General features: G+C 73.9%; 13 protein-coding genes. 1 reads left to right on the top strand and 12 read right to left on the bottom strand.

Features of this window, described 5'->3' with window-relative positions:
* Window positions 1-16: 16 nt before the first annotated feature.
* The 7 genes from ABGA99_RS01635 to ABGA99_RS01665 form a co-directional block, all read right to left on the bottom strand.
* The gene (locus ABGA99_RS01635; RefSeq protein WP_347582005.1) at window positions 17-1,045 is read right to left on the bottom strand and encodes a 2-hydroxyacid dehydrogenase; all 1,029 of its coding nucleotides are present in this window, start codon (window positions 1,043-1,045) and stop codon (window positions 17-19) included.
* Entirely contained in the window at window positions 1,042-1,710 is a 669-nt protein-coding gene (locus tag ABGA99_RS01640) for a histidine phosphatase family protein (protein ID WP_347576046.1), read from the bottom strand. The genes ABGA99_RS01635 and ABGA99_RS01640 overlap by 4 nt, the downstream gene beginning before the upstream one ends.
* On the bottom strand, window positions 1,707-3,254 hold the full coding sequence (locus ABGA99_RS01645) for an FGGY family carbohydrate kinase (RefSeq protein ID WP_347582006.1): 1,548 nt from the start codon (window positions 3,252-3,254) through the stop codon (window positions 1,707-1,709). Before ABGA99_RS01645 ends, ABGA99_RS01640 begins: the two co-directional genes overlap by 4 nt.
* Window positions 3,251-4,792: an FGGY-family carbohydrate kinase gene (locus ABGA99_RS01650; RefSeq protein WP_347576044.1), complete on the bottom strand. Its 1,542-nt coding sequence runs from the start codon at window positions 4,790-4,792 to the stop codon at window positions 3,251-3,253. The genes ABGA99_RS01645 and ABGA99_RS01650 overlap by 4 nt, the downstream gene beginning before the upstream one ends.
* A 4-nt stretch (window positions 4,793-4,796) precedes the next feature.
* On the bottom strand, window positions 4,797-6,047 hold the full coding sequence (locus tag ABGA99_RS01655; RefSeq protein WP_347582007.1) for a sugar ABC transporter permease: 1,251 nt from the start codon (window positions 6,045-6,047) through the stop codon (window positions 4,797-4,799).
* Entirely contained in the window at window positions 6,044-6,880 is an 837-nt protein-coding gene (locus ABGA99_RS01660; protein ID WP_347576042.1) for an ATP-binding cassette domain-containing protein, read from the bottom strand. Before ABGA99_RS01660 ends, ABGA99_RS01655 begins: the two co-directional genes overlap by 4 nt.
* 126 nt (window positions 6,881-7,006) lie before the next feature.
* On the bottom strand, window positions 7,007-8,083 hold the full coding sequence (locus ABGA99_RS01665) for a sugar ABC transporter substrate-binding protein (RefSeq protein WP_347576041.1): 1,077 nt from the start codon (window positions 8,081-8,083) through the stop codon (window positions 7,007-7,009).
* Between the two features lie 396 nt (window positions 8,084-8,479).
* On the opposite strand from ABGA99_RS01665, the gene ABGA99_RS01670 reads away from it, so the two are divergent.
* Window positions 8,480-9,256, top strand: a complete 777-nt coding sequence (locus ABGA99_RS01670) for a DeoR/GlpR family DNA-binding transcription regulator (RefSeq protein ID WP_326800407.1) — start codon at window positions 8,480-8,482, stop codon at window positions 9,254-9,256.
* A 27-nt stretch (window positions 9,257-9,283) separates the two neighbouring features.
* Here the strand turns inward: ABGA99_RS01670 and ABGA99_RS01675 are convergent, their stop codons facing one another.
* From ABGA99_RS01675 to ABGA99_RS01695, 5 genes are all read right to left on the bottom strand, one after another.
* Window positions 9,284-9,820, bottom strand: coding sequence for a DUF5709 domain-containing protein (locus tag ABGA99_RS01675; RefSeq protein WP_347582008.1), 537 nt, complete (start codon window positions 9,818-9,820; stop codon window positions 9,284-9,286).
* Between the two features lie 2,749 nt (window positions 9,821-12,569).
* On the bottom strand, window positions 12,570-13,862 hold the full coding sequence (locus ABGA99_RS01680; RefSeq protein WP_347582009.1) for a globin domain-containing protein: 1,293 nt from the start codon (window positions 13,860-13,862) through the stop codon (window positions 12,570-12,572).
* A gap of 19 nt (window positions 13,863-13,881) precedes the next feature.
* Window positions 13,882-14,337: a GNAT family N-acetyltransferase gene (locus ABGA99_RS01685; protein ID WP_347576132.1), complete on the bottom strand. Its 456-nt coding sequence runs from the start codon at window positions 14,335-14,337 to the stop codon at window positions 13,882-13,884.
* Between the two features lie 96 nt (window positions 14,338-14,433).
* Window positions 14,434-16,500 carry a polysaccharide pyruvyl transferase family protein gene (locus ABGA99_RS01690; protein ID WP_347582010.1) on the bottom strand — a complete coding sequence of 689 codons (2,067 nt, stop codon included), beginning with the start codon at window positions 16,498-16,500 and terminating at the stop codon, window positions 14,434-14,436.
* Window positions 16,497-17,879, bottom strand: a complete 1,383-nt coding sequence (locus ABGA99_RS01695) for a hypothetical protein (protein ID WP_347582011.1) — start codon at window positions 17,877-17,879, stop codon at window positions 16,497-16,499. The genes ABGA99_RS01690 and ABGA99_RS01695 overlap by 4 nt, the downstream gene beginning before the upstream one ends.
* Between the last annotated feature and the right edge of the window lie 114 nt (window positions 17,880-17,993).

The raw sequence follows: 17,993 nt of genomic DNA on the forward strand, positions 1-17,993 counted from the left end.
GTTCCTTTCCACGGGTTCATCTGGTGAGCACTTCCGGATTCGCGCAGTGGATCAGGGGACGGCCCGTCAGGTGGTGGCCGACCTCTGCGGCGACCATGCCGGCCGCGTTGTGGGCGGTCTGGCGGCTGGCGCCGGCCAAATGGGGGGTCATCACGACGCCCGGGGTACAGGGCAGTCGCGAGTCGGTGGGCAGCGGTTCGACGGGGAACACGTCGAACGCGGCGCCGAAGAGCCGGCCTTCGTCGAGGGCGTCGCAGACCGCGTCGTAGTCGACGAGGGAGCCGCGGGCGCAGTTGACGAGGACGCCGCCGGCGGGCATGAGACCGATCAGCTCGCGGGAGATCAGCCCTTCGGTCTCCGGGGTGGCGCGGGCGTGCACGGTGACGAAGGCGGAACGATTCATCAGCTCGGGCAGCTCGACGAGTTCGTCCGGCGCGACGGCCGCCGCGTCGGCGAAGGGATCGGCGACGAGCACCCGGGCGCCGAAGCCGCGGGCGATACGGGCCACGCGGGAGCCGATGGCGCCGTACCCGACGATGCCGACCGTGCTGTCCTCCAGCTCCGGGCCGACGGCCTCGTAGCGGTAGTAGTCGCCGCGCCAGGCGCCGGCCGCCAGGTCCGCGTGGGTGGCGGGGATCCGGCGGGCGGCGGCCAGCATCAGGGCCACGGTGTGCTCGGCGGTGGCCGTCGCGTTACGGCCGGGGGCGTAGGTGACGGCGACGCCGTGGCGGGTGGCGGCGTCGAGGTTGGCGTTGACGGGGCCGCCGCGGCTGACGCAGAACAGCCGCAGGGCGGGGCTGGCCGCGAGGATCCGCTCGGTCAGCGGCGCCATCTGCGTCACGCAGATCTCGACGCCGTCCAGGGCCTCGATGAGCTGGTCCTCCGTGCCCGACGCCTCGCGGACCTCGGCCACCGGGCCGAACGGCTCGACGGGCCAGGGCAGGGTCAGCTCGCGGAACGCGGCGTCGGGGGCGACCGGGCGGAGCCGGTCGCGGAGCAGGTCGTTGCGGACGAAGTGGTCGCCGGCGGCGAGGATCGTGGTCACGCGGGTACTCCGGGGGTGACGGGGCGGTTCAGCGTCAGCAGCGAGGGGGTGCCGTCACTGAGGACCAGCTCGTTGAGGGCGCAGTTGGCCAGGCGGGGGAAGCGGCGGCGGTAGTCGCGCAGCGGCAGGTCGAGCAGCCGGCACAGGGTGAGCCGGATGGCGGTGGAGTGGGCGACGACGAGTATCCGGCCGTCGCCCTTCTTGCCGTCGGCCTGCTTGGCTTCGCCCTGCTCGCCGGTGTCGTGCTCCGCGCGCAGCTCGGCGAGGAAGGCGAGGTACCGCTCGACGACCGCCGCCGGATCCTCCCCGCCGGGGAAGTGGCTGGCGACCGGGTCGGCCTCGAAGGAGGCCACCGCCTCGGGCATCCGCTCGCGCATCTCGGCGCGGGTCAGCCCCTCGGCGACGCCGAAGTCCAGCTCGCGCAGCCGCTCGTCGAGGTGCAGCGGCAGTCCGGCGCGGGCCGCGCTGCCAGCCGCCGTCTGCCGGCAGCGCAGCATCGGCGAGGACCACACGGCCGTCAGCCCCGCCTGCGCCGCCCAGTCGGCGAGGGCGGCGGCCTGGTCGCGGCCGTGGTCGGTGAGGTCGATGTCGGTGGCGCCGGCGTACCGGTTCTCGCCGTGCCAGACGCTCTCCCCGTGCCGGACGAAGATGACGTTGAGGCTCATGACGCGGTCCTCTCTCGTGCGTGGGCCGCGACGACCTCGGGCAGCCAGCCGCGCCGGGCCAGCAGGTCGACGAGCCGGACGTAGCCCTCGTCGTGGGCGGATCGGTACGGGTCGCGGGGCTCGACGGTGCGGTCGGCCCGGACCATCGCGGCGGCGGCGCGGTCCAGGGCGCCGCCCGCGGCGGGGCTGCCGGCCTCGTCGCCGGTGCCGGTGCCGCTGCTGCCGTCGCCGTCGAGGGCGGCGGCGGCCAGGACGGCCATGCCGAGCGCCGGCTGCGCGTTGCGCGGCAGCGTCACCGGGCGGCGCAGGACGTCGGCGCGGAGCTGGTTCCACACCGGGTTGCGGGTCGCGCCGCCGGTGAGGACGACGGCCCCGGTGACGGGCGCGCCGAGCAGGTCGGCGTAGTCGAAGCAGAGCCGCTCGACGTACGCGGCCCCCTGCAGCAGCGCCGCGAAGTCCTCGGCGCGGCCCGCCGCCTCCCGGCTGCGGAACGCCGTCGCGTCGGGGGCGACGAACGGGAACCGCTCCCCGGGCGAGACCAGCGGGTAGCGCAGCAGCCCGGTCGGCAGCAGCTCCGCCGCCTCGGCCGTCAGCCGGTCCAGGTCGGCGTTGCCGAACTCCCGCGCCACCAGCCCGGCCCCGACGCTGGACGCGCCGCCGGGCAGCCAGGTGCCCGCGGGCGAGCGGTGCGAGTACATGACGCCCGCCGGGTCGTGGACCAGTTCCGCGGTCACGCCCTTGAGCACCAGCGTGGTGCCCATGACGGAGTTCCAGCTCCCCACCGCCGTGGCCCCGGAGCCCAGCTGGGCGGCGCAGCCGTCGGTCATCCCGGCGACCACCGGGGTGCCCGCGAGCAGACCGGTCTCCTCGGCCGCGGCGGCCGAGACCTCCCCGAGCACGGTGCCCGGCGGCACCAGCCCCGGCAGCACCTCGGCGGGGATGCCGAGGTCCGCGAAGACCTGCTCGGGCCAGCTCACGGTGGCCGCGTCCGCGCCGGTCTTGAGGGCGTTGCTCGTGTCGGCCGGTACGTCATGGCCGACGAGCCGGCGGTTGACCACGTCGTTCTGGTGGGCCAGCCGCCAGCCGTCCGCGGCGGCCCGGGGATGCCGGTCGAGCAGCCAGCGCAGCTTCGGCAGCCCCCAGGAGCGCTGCATCCGCCGGTAGCCGGCCCTGGTCCACTGCGCCTCGCCGGCCTCGTTGACCTTCTCGGCCTCCGCGGCGGCGCGCCCGTCGTCGTACATCAGCGCGGGCGTGACGGCGTGCCCGCCGCGGTCGGTCAGGGTGACGGTGCCGGAGGTGGCGTCGACGGCCACGGCACGGATCCGGCGCGGGTCCGCGCCCGCGGCGCGGGCCTGCCCGACCGCGGCGCAGACCGCGCGCCACCACTCGTCGGGGTCCTGCTCGTGGCGTCCGTCGCGCCGGTCGCTGGTCAGCGGCGCCGTCCCCGCACCGAGGAGGTGCCCCGCGGAGTCGGCGGCCACCGCGCGGACGCCCTGTGTGCCCAGGTCGATGCCGAGCCAGGCGTCCGGAGCCGGGTGGGTCATGCGCCGGCTCCACCGGAGTGCGCGGATCCGTTCCCGTCGGCCGTACGCTCCCGGCCCAGCGCCCACACCGGCCGGTGCAGCTCGCGCAGTTCCAGGAACTCGGCGTAGCGGCCGCCGGCGGCGGGGGCGGGGTCCGGTTCGTACGACGCGGCGATACGCACCTGATGCGCCGCCGCCGTCGCGAAGTCCGGCTCCCGGCCGGTGGCGACGGCGCCGGTCAGCCACGCCCCGCGGGCCCCGATCTCGGTGTCCGCGGGGATCGCCACGGGCACGCCCGTGACGTCGGAGATCAGCCGCATCCAGAACCTGCTGCGGGTGCCGCCGCCGCTGAGCGTCAGCAGGTCCGGCTCGGCGGGGGAGGCGGCGAGGCAGTCGCGGATCGCCAGGGTGACCCCCTCCACCACCGCGCGCGCCACGTCCTCGCGGCCGCTGTCCAGCGACAGGCCGGTCAGCGAGCCGCGGGCGGCCGGGTCGAAGAACGGCGCGCGCTCGCCGGCGGGGGAGAGGTACGGCATGAAGCGCACCCCCGCGGTGTCCGCCGACCCGCGCTCGGCCAGCTCCATCAGCTCGGCGGCCGAGGCGAGACCGAGGAGCTTCGCGCCCCAGTCGAGCATGTCGCCGCCGCTCATGGTCGGGAAGGCGCGCAGGTAGTGGCCGGGGACACCGAGCGGGACGGTGATGCCCACGGGGGTGTCCGACGGGCCGGGGGCGGGGGGCGCGTCCATGACGATCTCGGTGGAGAGCGTGGTGCCGAGGATGGTGCAGGCGCGGCCCGCGCCGACCGCGCCGGAGCCGATCGCGGTGGCGCAGATGTCGTACGGCGCGAGCACCACGGGGATGCCTTCCGGCAGCCCGGTCTCCGCGCCCGCGGCAGCGGCGAGGGGGGTGACGCGGTGGTCGTCGTCGCGCAGGGGCGGCAGCAGCTCGCGGGCCCACTCCAGCCCGTACAGCTCGAACAGCCGGTCCGACCAGGTGCGTTGCGAGATGTCCAGGAACGGCGCCGCGGCCTCCGACTCGTCCACGGCGGGCCGCCCGGTGAGCTTGTAGAACAGCCAGCCCCCGCACGTCAGCAGATGCCGGGAGCGGGCGAGGCGGTCCGGGTCGTGCGCGCGCAGCCACGCCAGCACCGCGTTCGGCATGCCCGTGGACAGCCGCGAGCCGCAGATGCGGAACGCCTCGTCCACGGTCCCGTCGCGCTCCCAGTCGCCGACGATCCCGGCGGCGCGGCCGTCGTTCCAGAGCACCGCGGGCCCGGTGGGCCGGCCCTCGCCGTCGATCAGCCAGGCCCCGTCGCCCTGCCCGGTCACCGCGACGAACGCGGGCGGCGCGGGCAGCGCGGCGACCACCTCCCGTACGGCGGAGGCCACCGCGTCCCACACGTCGGTCATGTCCTGCTCGGCCCAGCCCGGCCTGGGCCGCGTCACCCGGGTCGGGCGCCGGGCGACCGTCAGCTCCGCGCCGTCCGGGCCGTAGCCGACGACCTTGACGACGGTGGTGCCGGCGTCGATCGCGAGGGCGGTCGTGTCCGCATCCCCCATGTCGTCAGCCCCTTCCGTGTGCCTGCCGCGACCGGCGGGCCGCGGAGTCCAGGGCGACGGCGACGAGCAGCACCAGGCCCGTGATGATGAAGCGGTACGAGGAGTCGAGGTTGAGCAGCGTCAGACCGCTGGAGATCGACTGGATGACCAGCACCCCCAGCAGCGCCGCGAACGCCGAACCGCGGCCGCCGAAGAGGCTGGTGCCGCCGATGACCGCGGCGGCGATGGCGTTGAGGTTGACGTCCGCGGTGCCGGTCGACTGGTTCGCCGCCGCCAGCCGCGCCGCGGCCAGCACGCCGCCGGTCGCCGCCAGCGCGGAGCACATGACGAAGGCGGAGGTGTAGACGGCGCGGACGTTGATGCCGGCGCGGCGGGCCGCCTCCGCGTTGCCGCCGACCGCGTACAGGGACCGGCCGAACTTCGTCTTCGTCAGGACGTAGTGCACCATCAGCACCAGGCTGACGAAGAGCATGAACATCCAGGGGACGCCGCGGGTGCGGTTCAGGTAGAAGACCGTGAACAGCAGCGCCGCGGCCAGCAGCCCGGCCTGCAGCCCGAGCCACTGCATCGACGCGGACGACAGCCCGGCGCGCCGCCGGCTGCGGATTCGTACCCAGCCCACGGCGAGGAAGCCGCCGGCCGCCGCGACCGCGAAGACGTAGGCCAGCGCCTCGGGTACGAACCACACCTGCGCGAACTTCACCAGCGGCGAGTCGAACGGGATGTTGATGGCGTTCTGGTCGCGCAGCAGCCACAACTGCAGGCCCAGGAAGGCCAGCAGCCCGCCCAGGGTGACGACGAAGCTGGGCACGCCGAAGCGGTTCAGTATCTGGCCGTAGAGCCAGCCGATCACACAGCCGCCGGCGATCGCGACGGCCAGGGCCAGCACCATCGGCTGCTCGTGCTTGACCATGACGACGGCGGTGGCCGCGGCCGAGACGCCGCTGACCGAGCCGACCGACAGGTCGATCTGGCCGACGAGCAGTACGCAGACGATGCCCAGCGCGATGACGCCGAGCGGCACCATCTCGAAGGTCAGGTTCACCAGGTTGGTGCTGGACAGGAAGGTCTGGTTCAGGGACTGGAAGATGGTCCAGATGACCAGGATGCCGGCGACGACGGGCAGCATGCCCAGGTCGCCGTCGCGGGTGCGGCGGACGGCGGCGCGGACGCTGTCGCCGATGCCCTGGGGCATCGTCAGCCGCTCGTCCTGCAGGTCGGTGGTCTTGCTCGGCGGAGTGTCCAGGGATGTCACGGCAGTTCCTTCTCTTTCCGCGTCGCCGCGTCCGTCCGCGGTTCGCCGGCCGCGGCTCTCCGGGCCGCGCGCTGCGCGACCACGTTGTCCACCGCGCCGGTGATCGCGGCGACGACCTGCTCCGAGGTGACGGTGCGGGCGTCGAAGACGCCGTTGTTGCGGCCGAGGCGGAGCACCGCCACCCGGTCGGCCACGGCGCGTACGTCGTCCATGTTGTGGCTGATCATGACGACGCCGAGGCCGTTGCCCTTCAGCCGCTCGATGAGGTTCAGCACCTCGGCCGTCTGCGCCACGCCGAGCGCGGCGGTCGGCTCGTCGAGGAGGATCACCTCGGGCTTGCCCAGCAGCGCCCGGGTGATCGCCACCGTCTGCCGCTGGCCGCCGGAGAGGGCGGCCACCGGCACGTCGAGGGTGGGGATACGGGCCGACAGCTCCCGCAGCAGCTCCCAGGAGCGGGTCTCCATGGCGACGTCGTCCAGCATCCAGGGGCGTAGCTCCTGGCCGAGGAAGAGGTTCGCCTTGACGTCGAGGTTCTCGCAGAGCGCCAGGTCCTGGAAGACGGTGGCGATGCCGATGGCCTGCGCGTCGGCCGGGGAGCCGAGCGAGACCTCCCGGTCGTGGAAGGCGATGGTGCCCCCGTCGGGGGTGTAGACCCCCGACAGGATCTTCACCAGTGTGGACTTGCCGGCGCCGTTGTCCCCGACGACGGCCACCACCTCGCCGGCGGCCACGTCGAGGTCGATGCCGGTGAGCGCGGCGACGGCGCCGAACTGCTTGCTGACGCCGCGCAGGGACAGCACGGTGGGCGCGGCCGGGGCGGCGGGGGCTGTCATCGTGACCCTTTTCCTTTCGTTTCGCCGGGCGGATTCACCGGGCGGGATCACCGGGCGGGATCACCGGGTCGGTCGGCCGGGTCGGCCGGCCGGGGCCCGCCGGGTGGAGGGGCTGCGTGGCGTCGGTCAGCCGATGCCGAGGCTCGTGCAGTCCTTGGCGTACTCGCGGGTGCAGACGTCCTCGGCCTTCAGCACCCCGTCGGGGCCGAAGATGACCTCCTTGAGGTTCTCCTGCGTCACGACGGTCGGCTGGAAGAGCTGGGACGGCGTGTCGAAGAGCTGGGTGTCGGCCTTGGGCTTCTCGCCCTGCATGAAGGCGTACGTGACCTCGGCGGCGGCCTCGGCGACGGTCTTGATCGGCTTGGAGATGGTGTTGAACTGGTCGCCCGCGATGATCCGCTGAACGGCCGCAAGCTCGGCGTCGTTGCCGGTGACCGGCGGGACCTGGGCCTCGGCGGCCTTGAACGCGGCGATCGACCCGCCGCCGGTGCCGTCGTTGGCGGCGACCACGCCGGCGATACGGCCGGAGTACTGCGAGATCTGGCCGCTCACCCACTGCTGGGCCTTCTCCGGCGACCAGTCGGGGGTGTCGTACTCGGCGAGCAGCTTGTAGCCGCTGTCGTCGACGGCGTTGTGGATGCCCTTCTTGATCAGCCCGGCGGCGGCATCCGTCGGCGAGCCGTTGACCTGGAGGATGCCGCCCTCGGCGGACTCCTTGTCGAGGTGGTCGACGAGCGACTGGCCGATCGACTCGCCGATGGCCTCGTTGTCGAACGAGACGTAGAAGTCGGCGGGCTTGGTGGGGATCGGCCGGTCGTATGCAATGACCTTGACGCCCTGCGACTGCGCGGTCTGCACGATGGTCGCCGCGGACTCGGAGTCCACCGGGTCCAGGACGATGACCTTGGCGCCCTGCGCCATGGCGGAGTTGGCCTGCTGCTGCTGGAGGGCGGCGTCGCTGTCGGCGTTCTGGTAGATGACCTTGCACTCGTCGCAGAGCTCGCCCATGCGCTTCTTGAACAGCGGGGCGTCGTACTGCTCGTAGCGCGTGGAGGCCAGGTCGGGCATGAGGAACGCGACCTTGCCGGCCCCGGTTCCGCCGCCCTCGCCGTCGTCACCCGAGTTGCCGGGCTCCTCGGCGCAGGCCGTCAGTGCGCCGGTGGCGAGGATGCCGGCGAGAGCAAAACTGGCCAGTCGTCTCATGTTCCACTCCTTGCTCGTGTCCTTGCTCAGGGGCGCCGGGTGCGGTGGGGCGCTGTGCCGCTGTGCACGGTGTGTGTGCCCGTGCGCTTGGTGGGCGCTTGCTGTGCGCTGGAGGCGACGCACACGAAACTCGTATGTTTCATTCGTGTCAACGGGCCTCAGAAAATGAACAACGAACCCCGCTCATGCACCCCTTTGAGTGTTCGCTCGATCAGGGGCGGTTAACATCGAGTCGATGGTCGGCGCGGTGGGGGGCTATGACAGCGCAGGCAGTCGCGTCGCCATCCGCTGCGTACGGCACCTTGAGCGGTGCGTAGCGTCCGGATACGGGAATGTTCACTTCACAGAAAGAGAACAGGAGTTTCCATGGGGGCAGAGACCCGGCAGCCGGCCGACATGAGCGGGCGAAAGCCGCGGGAGCGGAGAGACCGCATCAAAGGCCGCGTCGTGGACGAAGGCTTCGTCCGTATCGAGCAGTTGGCCGACGAACTCGGCGTGACCCCCATGACCATCCGCCGGGACCTCGACCACCTGCAGAGCAGAGGCTGGCTCCGCAAGGTCCGCGGCGGCGCCACCGCCCAGCCGTCGACCGCCTTCCACGGCGACGTACGCCACCGCACCCAGGCGATGACGGCGGAGAAGAACGCCCTGGCCCGCGCCGCGCTGCCGCTGGTCAAGTCCGGCCAGTCGGTCATCATCGACGACAGCACCACGGCCCTGGCCCTGACCCGCCTGCTCACCCAGCAGGCTCCGCTGACGGTCATCACCAACTTCGTCCCGGTCACCCAGGTCCTCGCCGGCAGCCCGGGCATCGAGCTGATCTCCCTGGGCGGGACGTACTACCCGGCGTACGACGCCTTCCTCGGCCTGCGCACGGTCGACGCGGTGACCAGCCTGTACGCGGACACCCTCTTCGCGTCCACGACGGCGATCACCCGGGGCCACTGCTACCACCAGTCGCAGGAGACGGTGGCGGTCAAACGCGCCCTGATGGAGGCGTGCGCCCGCAAGATCCTCCTGGTCGACCACACCAAGTTCCGCCGCCGGGGCCTGTACCAACTCGCCCCGGTGACGGCCTTCGACCTGGTCATCGTCGACTCGGGGATCCCGCCGGCGGACCTGGACGCACTGCAGGCGGACGGGGTGGAGGTCCTGGTGGCCCACCCGGAGTGAGGTGGGGGCGGGGGCGGTGCTTGTTCTTCAGGGGCGGTCGTCGGGGGAGCGGGCTTGGTCTTCGGCTTCGGCTTCGTATGCGTCTTCGTTGACGACGTGGACGGCGGCTTCCTCGGCGGAGGCGGCGGCGCCGTTGATGCCGGCGTCGGAAGCGATCATGTCCTTCTCTCTGTCCTCGTGGGCACCCTCGTCGGGGGCGACGAGGCGGCCGGCGCGGCGGTCGCCGACTTCGTCGTCGATCAGCTCGCCGTCGGTGTCGGCGGCGTCGCCGAGCCCGTCGTCGTCGGGGAGGAGGGGCGGGTCGGGGATCTCCTCGGCGAGACGCTCGTCCAGGGACTCGCCGCGACGCTGCTCGGCGGCGGTGACACCGGTGTGCTCGACGCCGCGGGGCTTCTCGGGCGGGGAGTAGCCCTCGTCAAGGGGGTCGATGAACCCGTCGAGGGTGTCCTCGGGCGGCAGCAGCCCTTCGTCGTCCTGAGCCCCGTCACCGGGCGCACCGGAGGCGTAGGGCTGGTAGACCTCGTCGCCAGCGGCGCTGTCCTCTTCGCCCTCGCTGCCCGTCACACGCGCCTCCCGTGGAGAAATACCCGCTGGGGTCATACTCGGCGGGGCCCGGGGGCGGGGATACCTGGGCGGGGCGATCGGGTGGCGGAGAAGGCGGGGCGGGCCCGGGGCGGGCCGATGGCCTGGGGCTGGGGGTGGTGCAGGTTCGGGCTGGGCTTCGTTGCCGACGGCCCCGGGTGGGCGGGGTCGGGATGGCGGGTCTGGGCTGGCGTGGTCGTCGATGCGTCCGGTGTGCGGGGGCGAAGGGCGGTGCTGGGGCTGGTTCGGTCGAGGGTTTCCCCGGTGACGGGGGTGGGGCCCCGGGGGCGGGGTCGGGCTGATCGCCGATTCCTGCCGGGTGGGTGCCGGGTGCCGGGGGCCGGGGGGTGTGTTTGTTCTGTTCGCCGAGGTGTCCGGGTGGGTGTGGTGTTACCCCGGGTGGGGGTGCGTCTGCTTCGCGGGCGGGCGGGCTGTGTGGGGGAGGGGGCCCTGATGCCGGGGTGGCTCGGTTCGTGGGTTGGTGCGGTGTCGGGGGGCGTCGGGCGGGTGTGGTGCGTGGGGTGGGCGTCCGCCGGGGCGGTGGGCGTGCCGGGTGCTTGTGTGCGTGGGGTGGGGCGGTGACGGGGTTGGCGCCGGGGGTCGTTCGTGGAGCTGGGCGGTGTTGGGGTTGCCGGCGGGTGTGGTGCGTGGGGTGGGCCTGGTGCGGGGCTGGGGTGTTTGGAGCATTGCAGGGGGGCGGGCCCTGGCCATCCGCAGGTGGAGTCGCCGTGCGGGGTTGGCGTGACCCTCGTCCGCGGGGCGGACCTGCTTCGGGGGTGCGGTGTCGGGTTTTCGGTGTGGCGTGGGGTGGATGTAGTTCGGTGTCGGCCGGCGGGCCGGTGGGTGTGTGTCGATGGGTGAAGTTCGGGTTCCGGGGCCTGATTCGGGTCGGATCCGGGGGTGTTATACCGCGAGTTACGGCCCAATCTCTCCGCCCAGGAGTGGCGCACGGGGGTGGCTGGGTCTCGAAGTGGTCCTGTGCGTGTCGATGGGCGAAAGTCGGCCCGTGAGGGTGTTTTGCCCCGATTTCTTGAGGGTGTTGGCGTGAGTTTGCGGCAGTGGCGTTCATGCGGAGTGGCCGGGAGGCGGTTGGTGTGTCCGGGTGGGCGAATGTCGGGCCTGGTGGGTGTTTTGGGATGATTTCGGGGGTGGGTTGCCGTGAGTTTGTCTCAGCGGCATTCGTCCGGGGCCGCCCGGGCGGCTGTTGGCGCGCGTGGCGGCCGGTCCGTGCGCCCCAGTGCGCGAAAGTCGGTGCGCGTGGGCGTTTTGGGATAGTTCTGGGGGTGGGTTACCGCCAGTTCGTCTCGGTGGCGACCATTCCGCGTGGCCGAGGCCGGGTGGCCGAGGCCGGGTGGGTGCGGCTGAGGGGGCGAAAGTCGGCGATCTTGGCCTGACTCGGCCCGGATCGGGGGGTGTTACCGCGGGTTGCGACCGATTTCCTCCGCGGGGCAGCGGGTCGGCGGTGATCGCCGGGCGGATGTACGTGGTGCGGTGGGGAGTTGGGCCTTGTGTCCCCGGGGGGTCTGGTACCGGGGTGCGGGCCGGCCGGGGTTGTCGCGGGTGATCGCCGGTGGGTCGGCGCCCGGTTGTTCCGCGGAGCCGGCCTGCGTTCGAGGGGGGACCGATGCTCCAAAACCCACGTCGAGCGGTCCCCCTACGAGACCGCCCACCCTGACGCTGCCTCCCCCGGTGCGGGGCCATACGGCGGCGAGCGCTACCGGGCACCGGGCTGCCGCCCCCCGTCGGCCGGGAGTGCTGAACGCGGGCCTCGCGGCGCCGGTTTCCGCCTCGCGGCCGGTGCCGTCGGCGGCCCGGCCACTCCGGCGGCGGGCTCCCGCTGCGTCCGTGGCTGGGCGCCTACGTCGACGGGGCCGCCCGAACCGGCTTTCGCCCCGCGGCCTGGTCCTGCCGCCGCCCGGTATGCCCGGTACTGGGCCTGTGCCCGTCGTCTGGGCACATCTGCGAACGGTGCCGCCCGGCTGCGGCTGCCGCCCGCCTGTCCTGGTCTCCGTGAACGGTGCCGCCCGGCTGCCGCTGCCGCCGCCTGCCCCGGACTTCCTGAGCGGTGCCGCCCGGCTGCGGCTGCCCCTCGCCTGTCCTGGGCTTCCGCAATCGGTGTCGGCTGCCGCCTCGCGGCTCGGTGCAATCCGCCGGCCCAGGCCTGCCGCGTGCCGGGTCGCTCCCCAAATGCGGCCCTCCCGTCTCGGACGTGTGTCGGGCCACGCTCCGAGGCGCCGTCAGGGCTCCGCCCCGACCCCGCCCCGACCCCGGGCCGTGCGGTCTCCAACCCGGCGCCGGGGAACTACGTCCGAACTACGTCCGAACTACGTCCGAAGCCGCCATCGTCCGAAGCCGCCATCGGGCGTCGCCCGCGACGCCGCCCCCGTCGACGGAAACCTGGACCGCGACTACGCCGCAACCCTCTCAGCGCCAGGACCCTCTGCCCTGCACCGGCCCGTGGGTCCCAGGCCCCGTGTCGGGGTTGGTTCCCACGTCCCCATCGCGGCGCTGCCCCGAGCGCCGGGCATGTGGTCCCCGACCCCGCGCCGGGGCCGCGCCCACCTGGCCGCCCCGGCTTCGCCCCTCACCCCGGCGCGCTTTCCCGCCCTCACCCCGAGGGTCACGCTCCGAGGGCCGTGCCCCCAGCCCCGCCGGCGCCCCGCCCCCGGCACTCCGTCCCCGTCCTTGGCAGTAGCGAAGCCGCATGTGCCCCCGGACTACCCTCCCGCCCTCAGCGGTCCGCCGGGTTGATCCATTGCGGTTGCGACGGGTGCAAGAACCACGCCGAGTGCCCCGGCTCCCGCCCCGCGCGCTCCGGCGACGGTACGTGGTCGTGCGCGATCTGCTCCGGCGGGGTTCCGTACCCCCGTACCAACTCCCTCATGTCCCCTATGAATTGTGCCGGACCCGACACGTACACCCGGTGCTTCGGCCAGTCCCTGTGGGCCGACATGGCCTTCTCCAGGTGGCGGGCCGTCGCGCCCTGGCGTTCCGTGCGTTCCGGTGTGATCACCGTGATGTCCACCCACGAGTGGTGCTTCCGCAGGGCGTCCACGGCCTCCGGGTCGTACAGGTGCGCCGGGCTGCGGGCGACCAGGAACAGCCGGGCCGTGGTCGGGGTCCAGCGGCGCACCATGTCCTCCAGCAGCGCGCGGATCGGGGCCCAGCCCGTTCCCGCCGCGATGAAGGTCACCGGCTGGCCCGCCCGCTTCGGGAGGACCGCCGTGCCCGCCGGGGCGCCCAGCCGGAGGGTGTCGTTCGGGGCTATCCGATCCACCAGTAGCGGGCTCAGCAGGCCGCCGTCGACTCGGCTGACGTGCAGGTCGATCGTGCGGTCGGCGCGCGGGGCGCAGCCGATGGAGTACGGGCGCCACACCCGCGGCACCTGCGGCGCGGAGACGCTGACGAACTGCCCCGCGGCGTACGGCAGGGTCCGGTCCGGCAGGAGGGTGAGGACCGTGACTCCCGGGGCGGCCTGGTGGCGGGCCACGACCCGGCAGTCCCACCAGCGCGGCGCCTGCTGCTTGTCGGCCTCCTCGCTGCCGCCGATCATCGCCTCGGAGAGGATCTTGTACGCGCCGAGCCACGCCTGCTCGGTCTCCTCGTCCCAGGTGTTCGGCAGCCCGAAGCGCAGCGCCGCGATCAGGCTCTCGCCGACCGCCGCATAGTGCTCGGGGCGGGCGTCGAACTTGCGGTGGTCGCGTCCCAGCGTCGCGAGGTAGCGGGGCAGGTCCGGGTCGTCGAGGCGCTGTACGACGTGGGTGAGGGCGGCGAAGAGGCGGTCGCGCTGCTCGGACATGTCCGCGGGGAACAGGGCGCGGACCCCCGGATTGCGGGCAAACAGATGCGAATAGAAGTACTTGGCGACATGGTCGGCTCTGCGTTCAACTCGGGCAAAACTCGCCCGGATTCGCTCGTTTGCATCCACGCACACGGACGGTACTGACCCATGGGTCACTTCTTCAACACGGCATCGAACAAGTTTCCCAAGTCGCCACCGAATGTCTGTTCCGCCCGAGCTCACACCAAGGGAAACGAAGGTGTCAGACGCGTATCTCCAGCAATCGCCCGGGCCACACCGGCCGCCCGGCCCGCTCCACCGCGAACGTCCCGCTCGGCGTGAACCCCAGCCGCTCGTACTGCCGCGCCAGCGCCCCGCCCCCGCCCCCGAAGCAGTCCACCCGCAGCAGCCCCACGCCCCGCCGTACCGCCTCCGCCCGCGCGTCCGCCACCAGCGCGGCGCCCACCCCTGCGCCGCTCAGCGCCCGGTCCGTCACCAGCAGCCGGACGTACAACTCCGGCTCCCCGGCCGCCGGTACGAACGGCTGCGGCTCGTCGGCGAGCACGCACACTCCTGCGACCCCGCCCTCCGGCGTCTCCGCCACCCGCACCAGGAAGTCGCGCGCGTACTTCTCCATCTGCGCCACCCGCTCGGGCAGGCCGGAGAACGGCTCCGTGCCCCACTGGTCGGTCCGTCCCCGCACCGTCAGCCATGCCACCGCCCCGTCGAGCAGCGCGAGCATGGCGGGGACGTCGGCGGGGCCTCCTGTGCGTATCCTCATGCCCGGAATCTAACCGGGCCGTACGCCGCGCGCCTACCGCGTTTCCCCGTGCAGGCCCAGTGCCGGCCGCAGCTCCGCCAGGTTGTCCCGCGTCACCTTCCACAGCACCTGCTGCCGGTCCAGCACGTCCGCCACCGCCGCGCCGTGGTCGTCCAGCACCGCCTCCGCCCGCTCCACCAGCACCTCCGCCAGCCGCTCGTCGTCCACCCGCACGCCCCACTCCGGGCGGTCGATGTCGGCCAGGAAGTACGCCAGCTTCGGGTGCGAGACCAGGCTCAGCACGGGCGTACCGCAGCCGAACGGGATCATGCCCGCATGCCCGCGCATCCCGATGACCAGGCGCGTCCGCCGGTACGCGGCGCGTATCTCGTCGTTGCCGCGGTCGTACAGCGCCTCCACGGGCAGTGCGATCCCGTGTTCGCGGCGCAGGTCGTGCGCGAACTGCTCGTCCGCCGTCATGTGCGCCGCCACCCGTACGTCCGCCCGCTCGCGCAGCGCGCGCACCGCCCGCGCCATGGCGTCCAGGAACCGCGGATAGCCGTCGCCGAAGCGCATCCCCGCCCTGTCGTACGCGCAGTTGACCAGCACCGTGTCGGCGCGCTCCACCTCGGCGCCGTCCCAGCCCGGCTGCAGCAGCCGGGTCAGCGTGGTGGGGCAGGGCTGGTACGCGACCCGGTCGCGCAGCCGCTCCGGCAGCAGCTCGCGCACCCGCTCCACCGACCCGCGGTTGCGCAGCCCGAAGAACGCCGACCGCTCCACCAGCGCCGCGAGGCTCTCCCGGAAGCGGCTGCGGCGGTAGGACTGGCCGGGGAAGACGTTGTAGCCGACGGCGAAGACCGCCAGCGGCACGTCGATACGGGCCAGCAGCTCGTCCGGTACGTTCCACTGCCACGCGCTGTTGCCGTTCGGCCAGGTGTCGGGCAGGAACAGCCCGCCACCGCCGACGATCAGGCCCCGGCGCGCGTTGACCTCCGCCAGCGCCTCCTCGTCGAACAGCCGGTGCACGGGGACCGGGTGCCACCGGCGCGCGGAGGGGTCCTGGCCGAAGCAGAGCCGGACGGCCTCGGGGAGGATCTTGTCGCCGGCGTTCTCCTGTCCGGTGGCGTACGCGGCGGCGTGCGCGAGCTGCGTGGAGACGACCGACGCCTCGCCGCGGTGCGCCGCGAACTCCGGCAGCCCGTAGCCGCCTTGGAGCAGCGCCTTGCAGGTGCGGTTGGTCGGCTCGGCGTCCAGGCCCTCGCGCGCGTACGCCTTCGACCGCTCCTCGTCGCCGCGCAGCCAGGCCAGCCGGGCGAGCTGGCTGAACGCCTTCGGCGCCAGTTCGGGGGCCGCGGCGGCGAGCAGGAGGTGGGTCTCGGCCTCGTCGTAGCGGGAGACGGCCATGAGCGCGGTGCCCATCGTGTCGTGGAAGCGCGGCTGGTCGGCCTGCGGGCGGGCGGCGGACAGGGCCTCCACCGCCTCCTCGTACGCGCCGATCGTGCGCAGCCCGAGGGCGGTGCGGCGGGCGAGGTCGGTGGTGGGGCGCAGCCGGAGGAGGGGCGGCCCGTAGTGGAGGAGCAGGCCGGGGTGCTGGCGGTGGGCGGGAAGGGTGCAGTACGCGCGCCAGAACTGCTCGTCGGTCAGGTCGTAGCGGGCGCGGGTCCCGTCCGGCGGGTCGCGCAGGACGGCGAGGTCGGCGGCCACGAGCCAGCGGGGGTGCAGTTCTATGAGGTCGTCGTACGCGCCGGTGAGGTCGTCGTCTCCGCCGGGGCCGGCCCCCGTGCCGCCCTCGGCGGGGAGTTCGACGATCCGGGGATGCAGCCGGCGGGCCGCGGCCAGGACGTCGTCCGGCAGGCCGTCGTGGTGGAGCAGGAAGTCCTCGCAGACGCCGGGGTTGGCGAGGGCGAGGCTGCGGAGCAGGGCGGGCAGTCCGGCGGCGTGGCCGGGGTCGGCGGCGTCGGCCCGGCAGGTGAAGGCGACGCGGGGTGCGCGGCGGGCGGTGGCCGCCGCGGCCGGTGCGGGGTGGGCGGTCTCGCGGGGCAGGTGCGGGACCGGGCCGGGTATCGGGCGGGGGGAGACGGCCGCCGCGGCGGCGGGGGAGCGGGGGGCGGAAGGGATCATCGCAGGGCGGTCCTCGTCTTCGTACGGTCCTTCGCCCGGGACGCGATCCAGCGGCGCTCCTCCGGCCGCAGCCGGCCGACGCCGTGGACGTCGAGCCGCGGGCTGACGTCGAGGTGGTCCAGCAGCCGCAGCACGGTGAACGCGGCGCTGGTGTCCGGCCCCCAGCCGTCGTCGCCGAGCAGCGCCGGGTCCTGCAGCGGGCGGCGCAGCGACACGTCGCCGAGTCCGTCCTGCGCGCCGGGCACCGCGCGCCGGACCGCCTCCCGCCACGTCTCGCCGGGGTCGGCGAAGAGCAGTCGTACGCCGGCCGGCCGGTGCCACGACTCGCAGGCCGGGTCGGCGACGGCGTGCACGTCGGCGCGCTCGCCGCCGCGGAAGTCGTCGCAGCGGACGACGAGTTCGTAGTCGCCGGCCTCCTCGAACCGGCCGGGCCCGACGACGACGCAGGCCGTCTTCCCGGCGACGAGGCCGCGCAAGTCGGCGACGCCGACGGGGCGGGCGCCGGCGAGCAGCGGATCGGCCATGCGGCCCTGGTCGAGGATCCGGCAGTACGTCCCGTACAGCCCGGCGAGCTCGCGCACCCGCGCGTCCCCGGCCCCGTACCGGCCCATCTGCTCCGTGACGTACGCGGTGAACGCCTCCCGCACGACCGCGGGCGTCGCCTCGGCCCCGACGGCCGCGGCGAACGTCCGCCCGGCGGCGGGCGCCGCACCTGGCGTGGCCGTGGCCGCCGGCGAGCCCGCGGCGATTCCGCCCGGTCCGCCGGGTGATGTCGTCGCCGTGCCGGGCACCGCGCTCGCGCCGTCCCCGGCCGCCGCCGTGCCCCTGCCCGCGGCTGCCCCGACCGGCGCGGCTTCCACCGGACCGTCCCCGGCCGCATTCGCCGGGAACAGCCCCACCGCCGCCGCCAGGCACGCGCGCTTCTCGCGGGCCGTCGACAACAGCACCGGCGTCTCCGGGTGCGTGCTGCCCAGCGCCAGCGTCCGTTCGTACGCCTCCGTCGCCGCCGCCGCGTGGCCCAGCGCGTCCAGGGCCTGCGCGCGCAGCCGCCACGCGGCGCGGGACTTCGCGCGCAGCGAGACGCCCGTGTCCGCCAACTCCACCGCCAGCAGCAACTCCCGCTCGCCGCCCGTCTCCACCGCCCGGTCGCCGGCCCGCAGCAGGGTGTCGAACAGCTCCACGCCGACCGGCTCGCGGCGCGGCGGCGGGGCGGTGCCGAGCAGTTCGCCGAGCGCCGCGACCAGGGCCGTACGGGCGGGACCGGGGCCCACGCCGGGCGGCGGCGGATCTGCGGCGTCGTCCTCGGCCGCCAGTCCGGCCAGGTATCCGGTGCACACGCGGGCGCACTCCGCGAGCGCGAGCGCCTGTTCTGCCCGCACCCGGCGGGACGGTCTGGATCGCGGACTCTTCATCGTGCTCCCGGTTCGTGCGAACAGGGTGCGACTGTTCCGCAGCCGCCGACGTCCGGTTTGGCCACGTGGCAGACGTGAGAT

The sequence above is a fragment of the Streptomyces sp. B5E4 genome (assembly GCF_039871555.1).
In the GTDB taxonomy this organism is placed as follows: Bacteria; Actinomycetota; Actinomycetes; order Streptomycetales; family Streptomycetaceae; genus Streptomyces.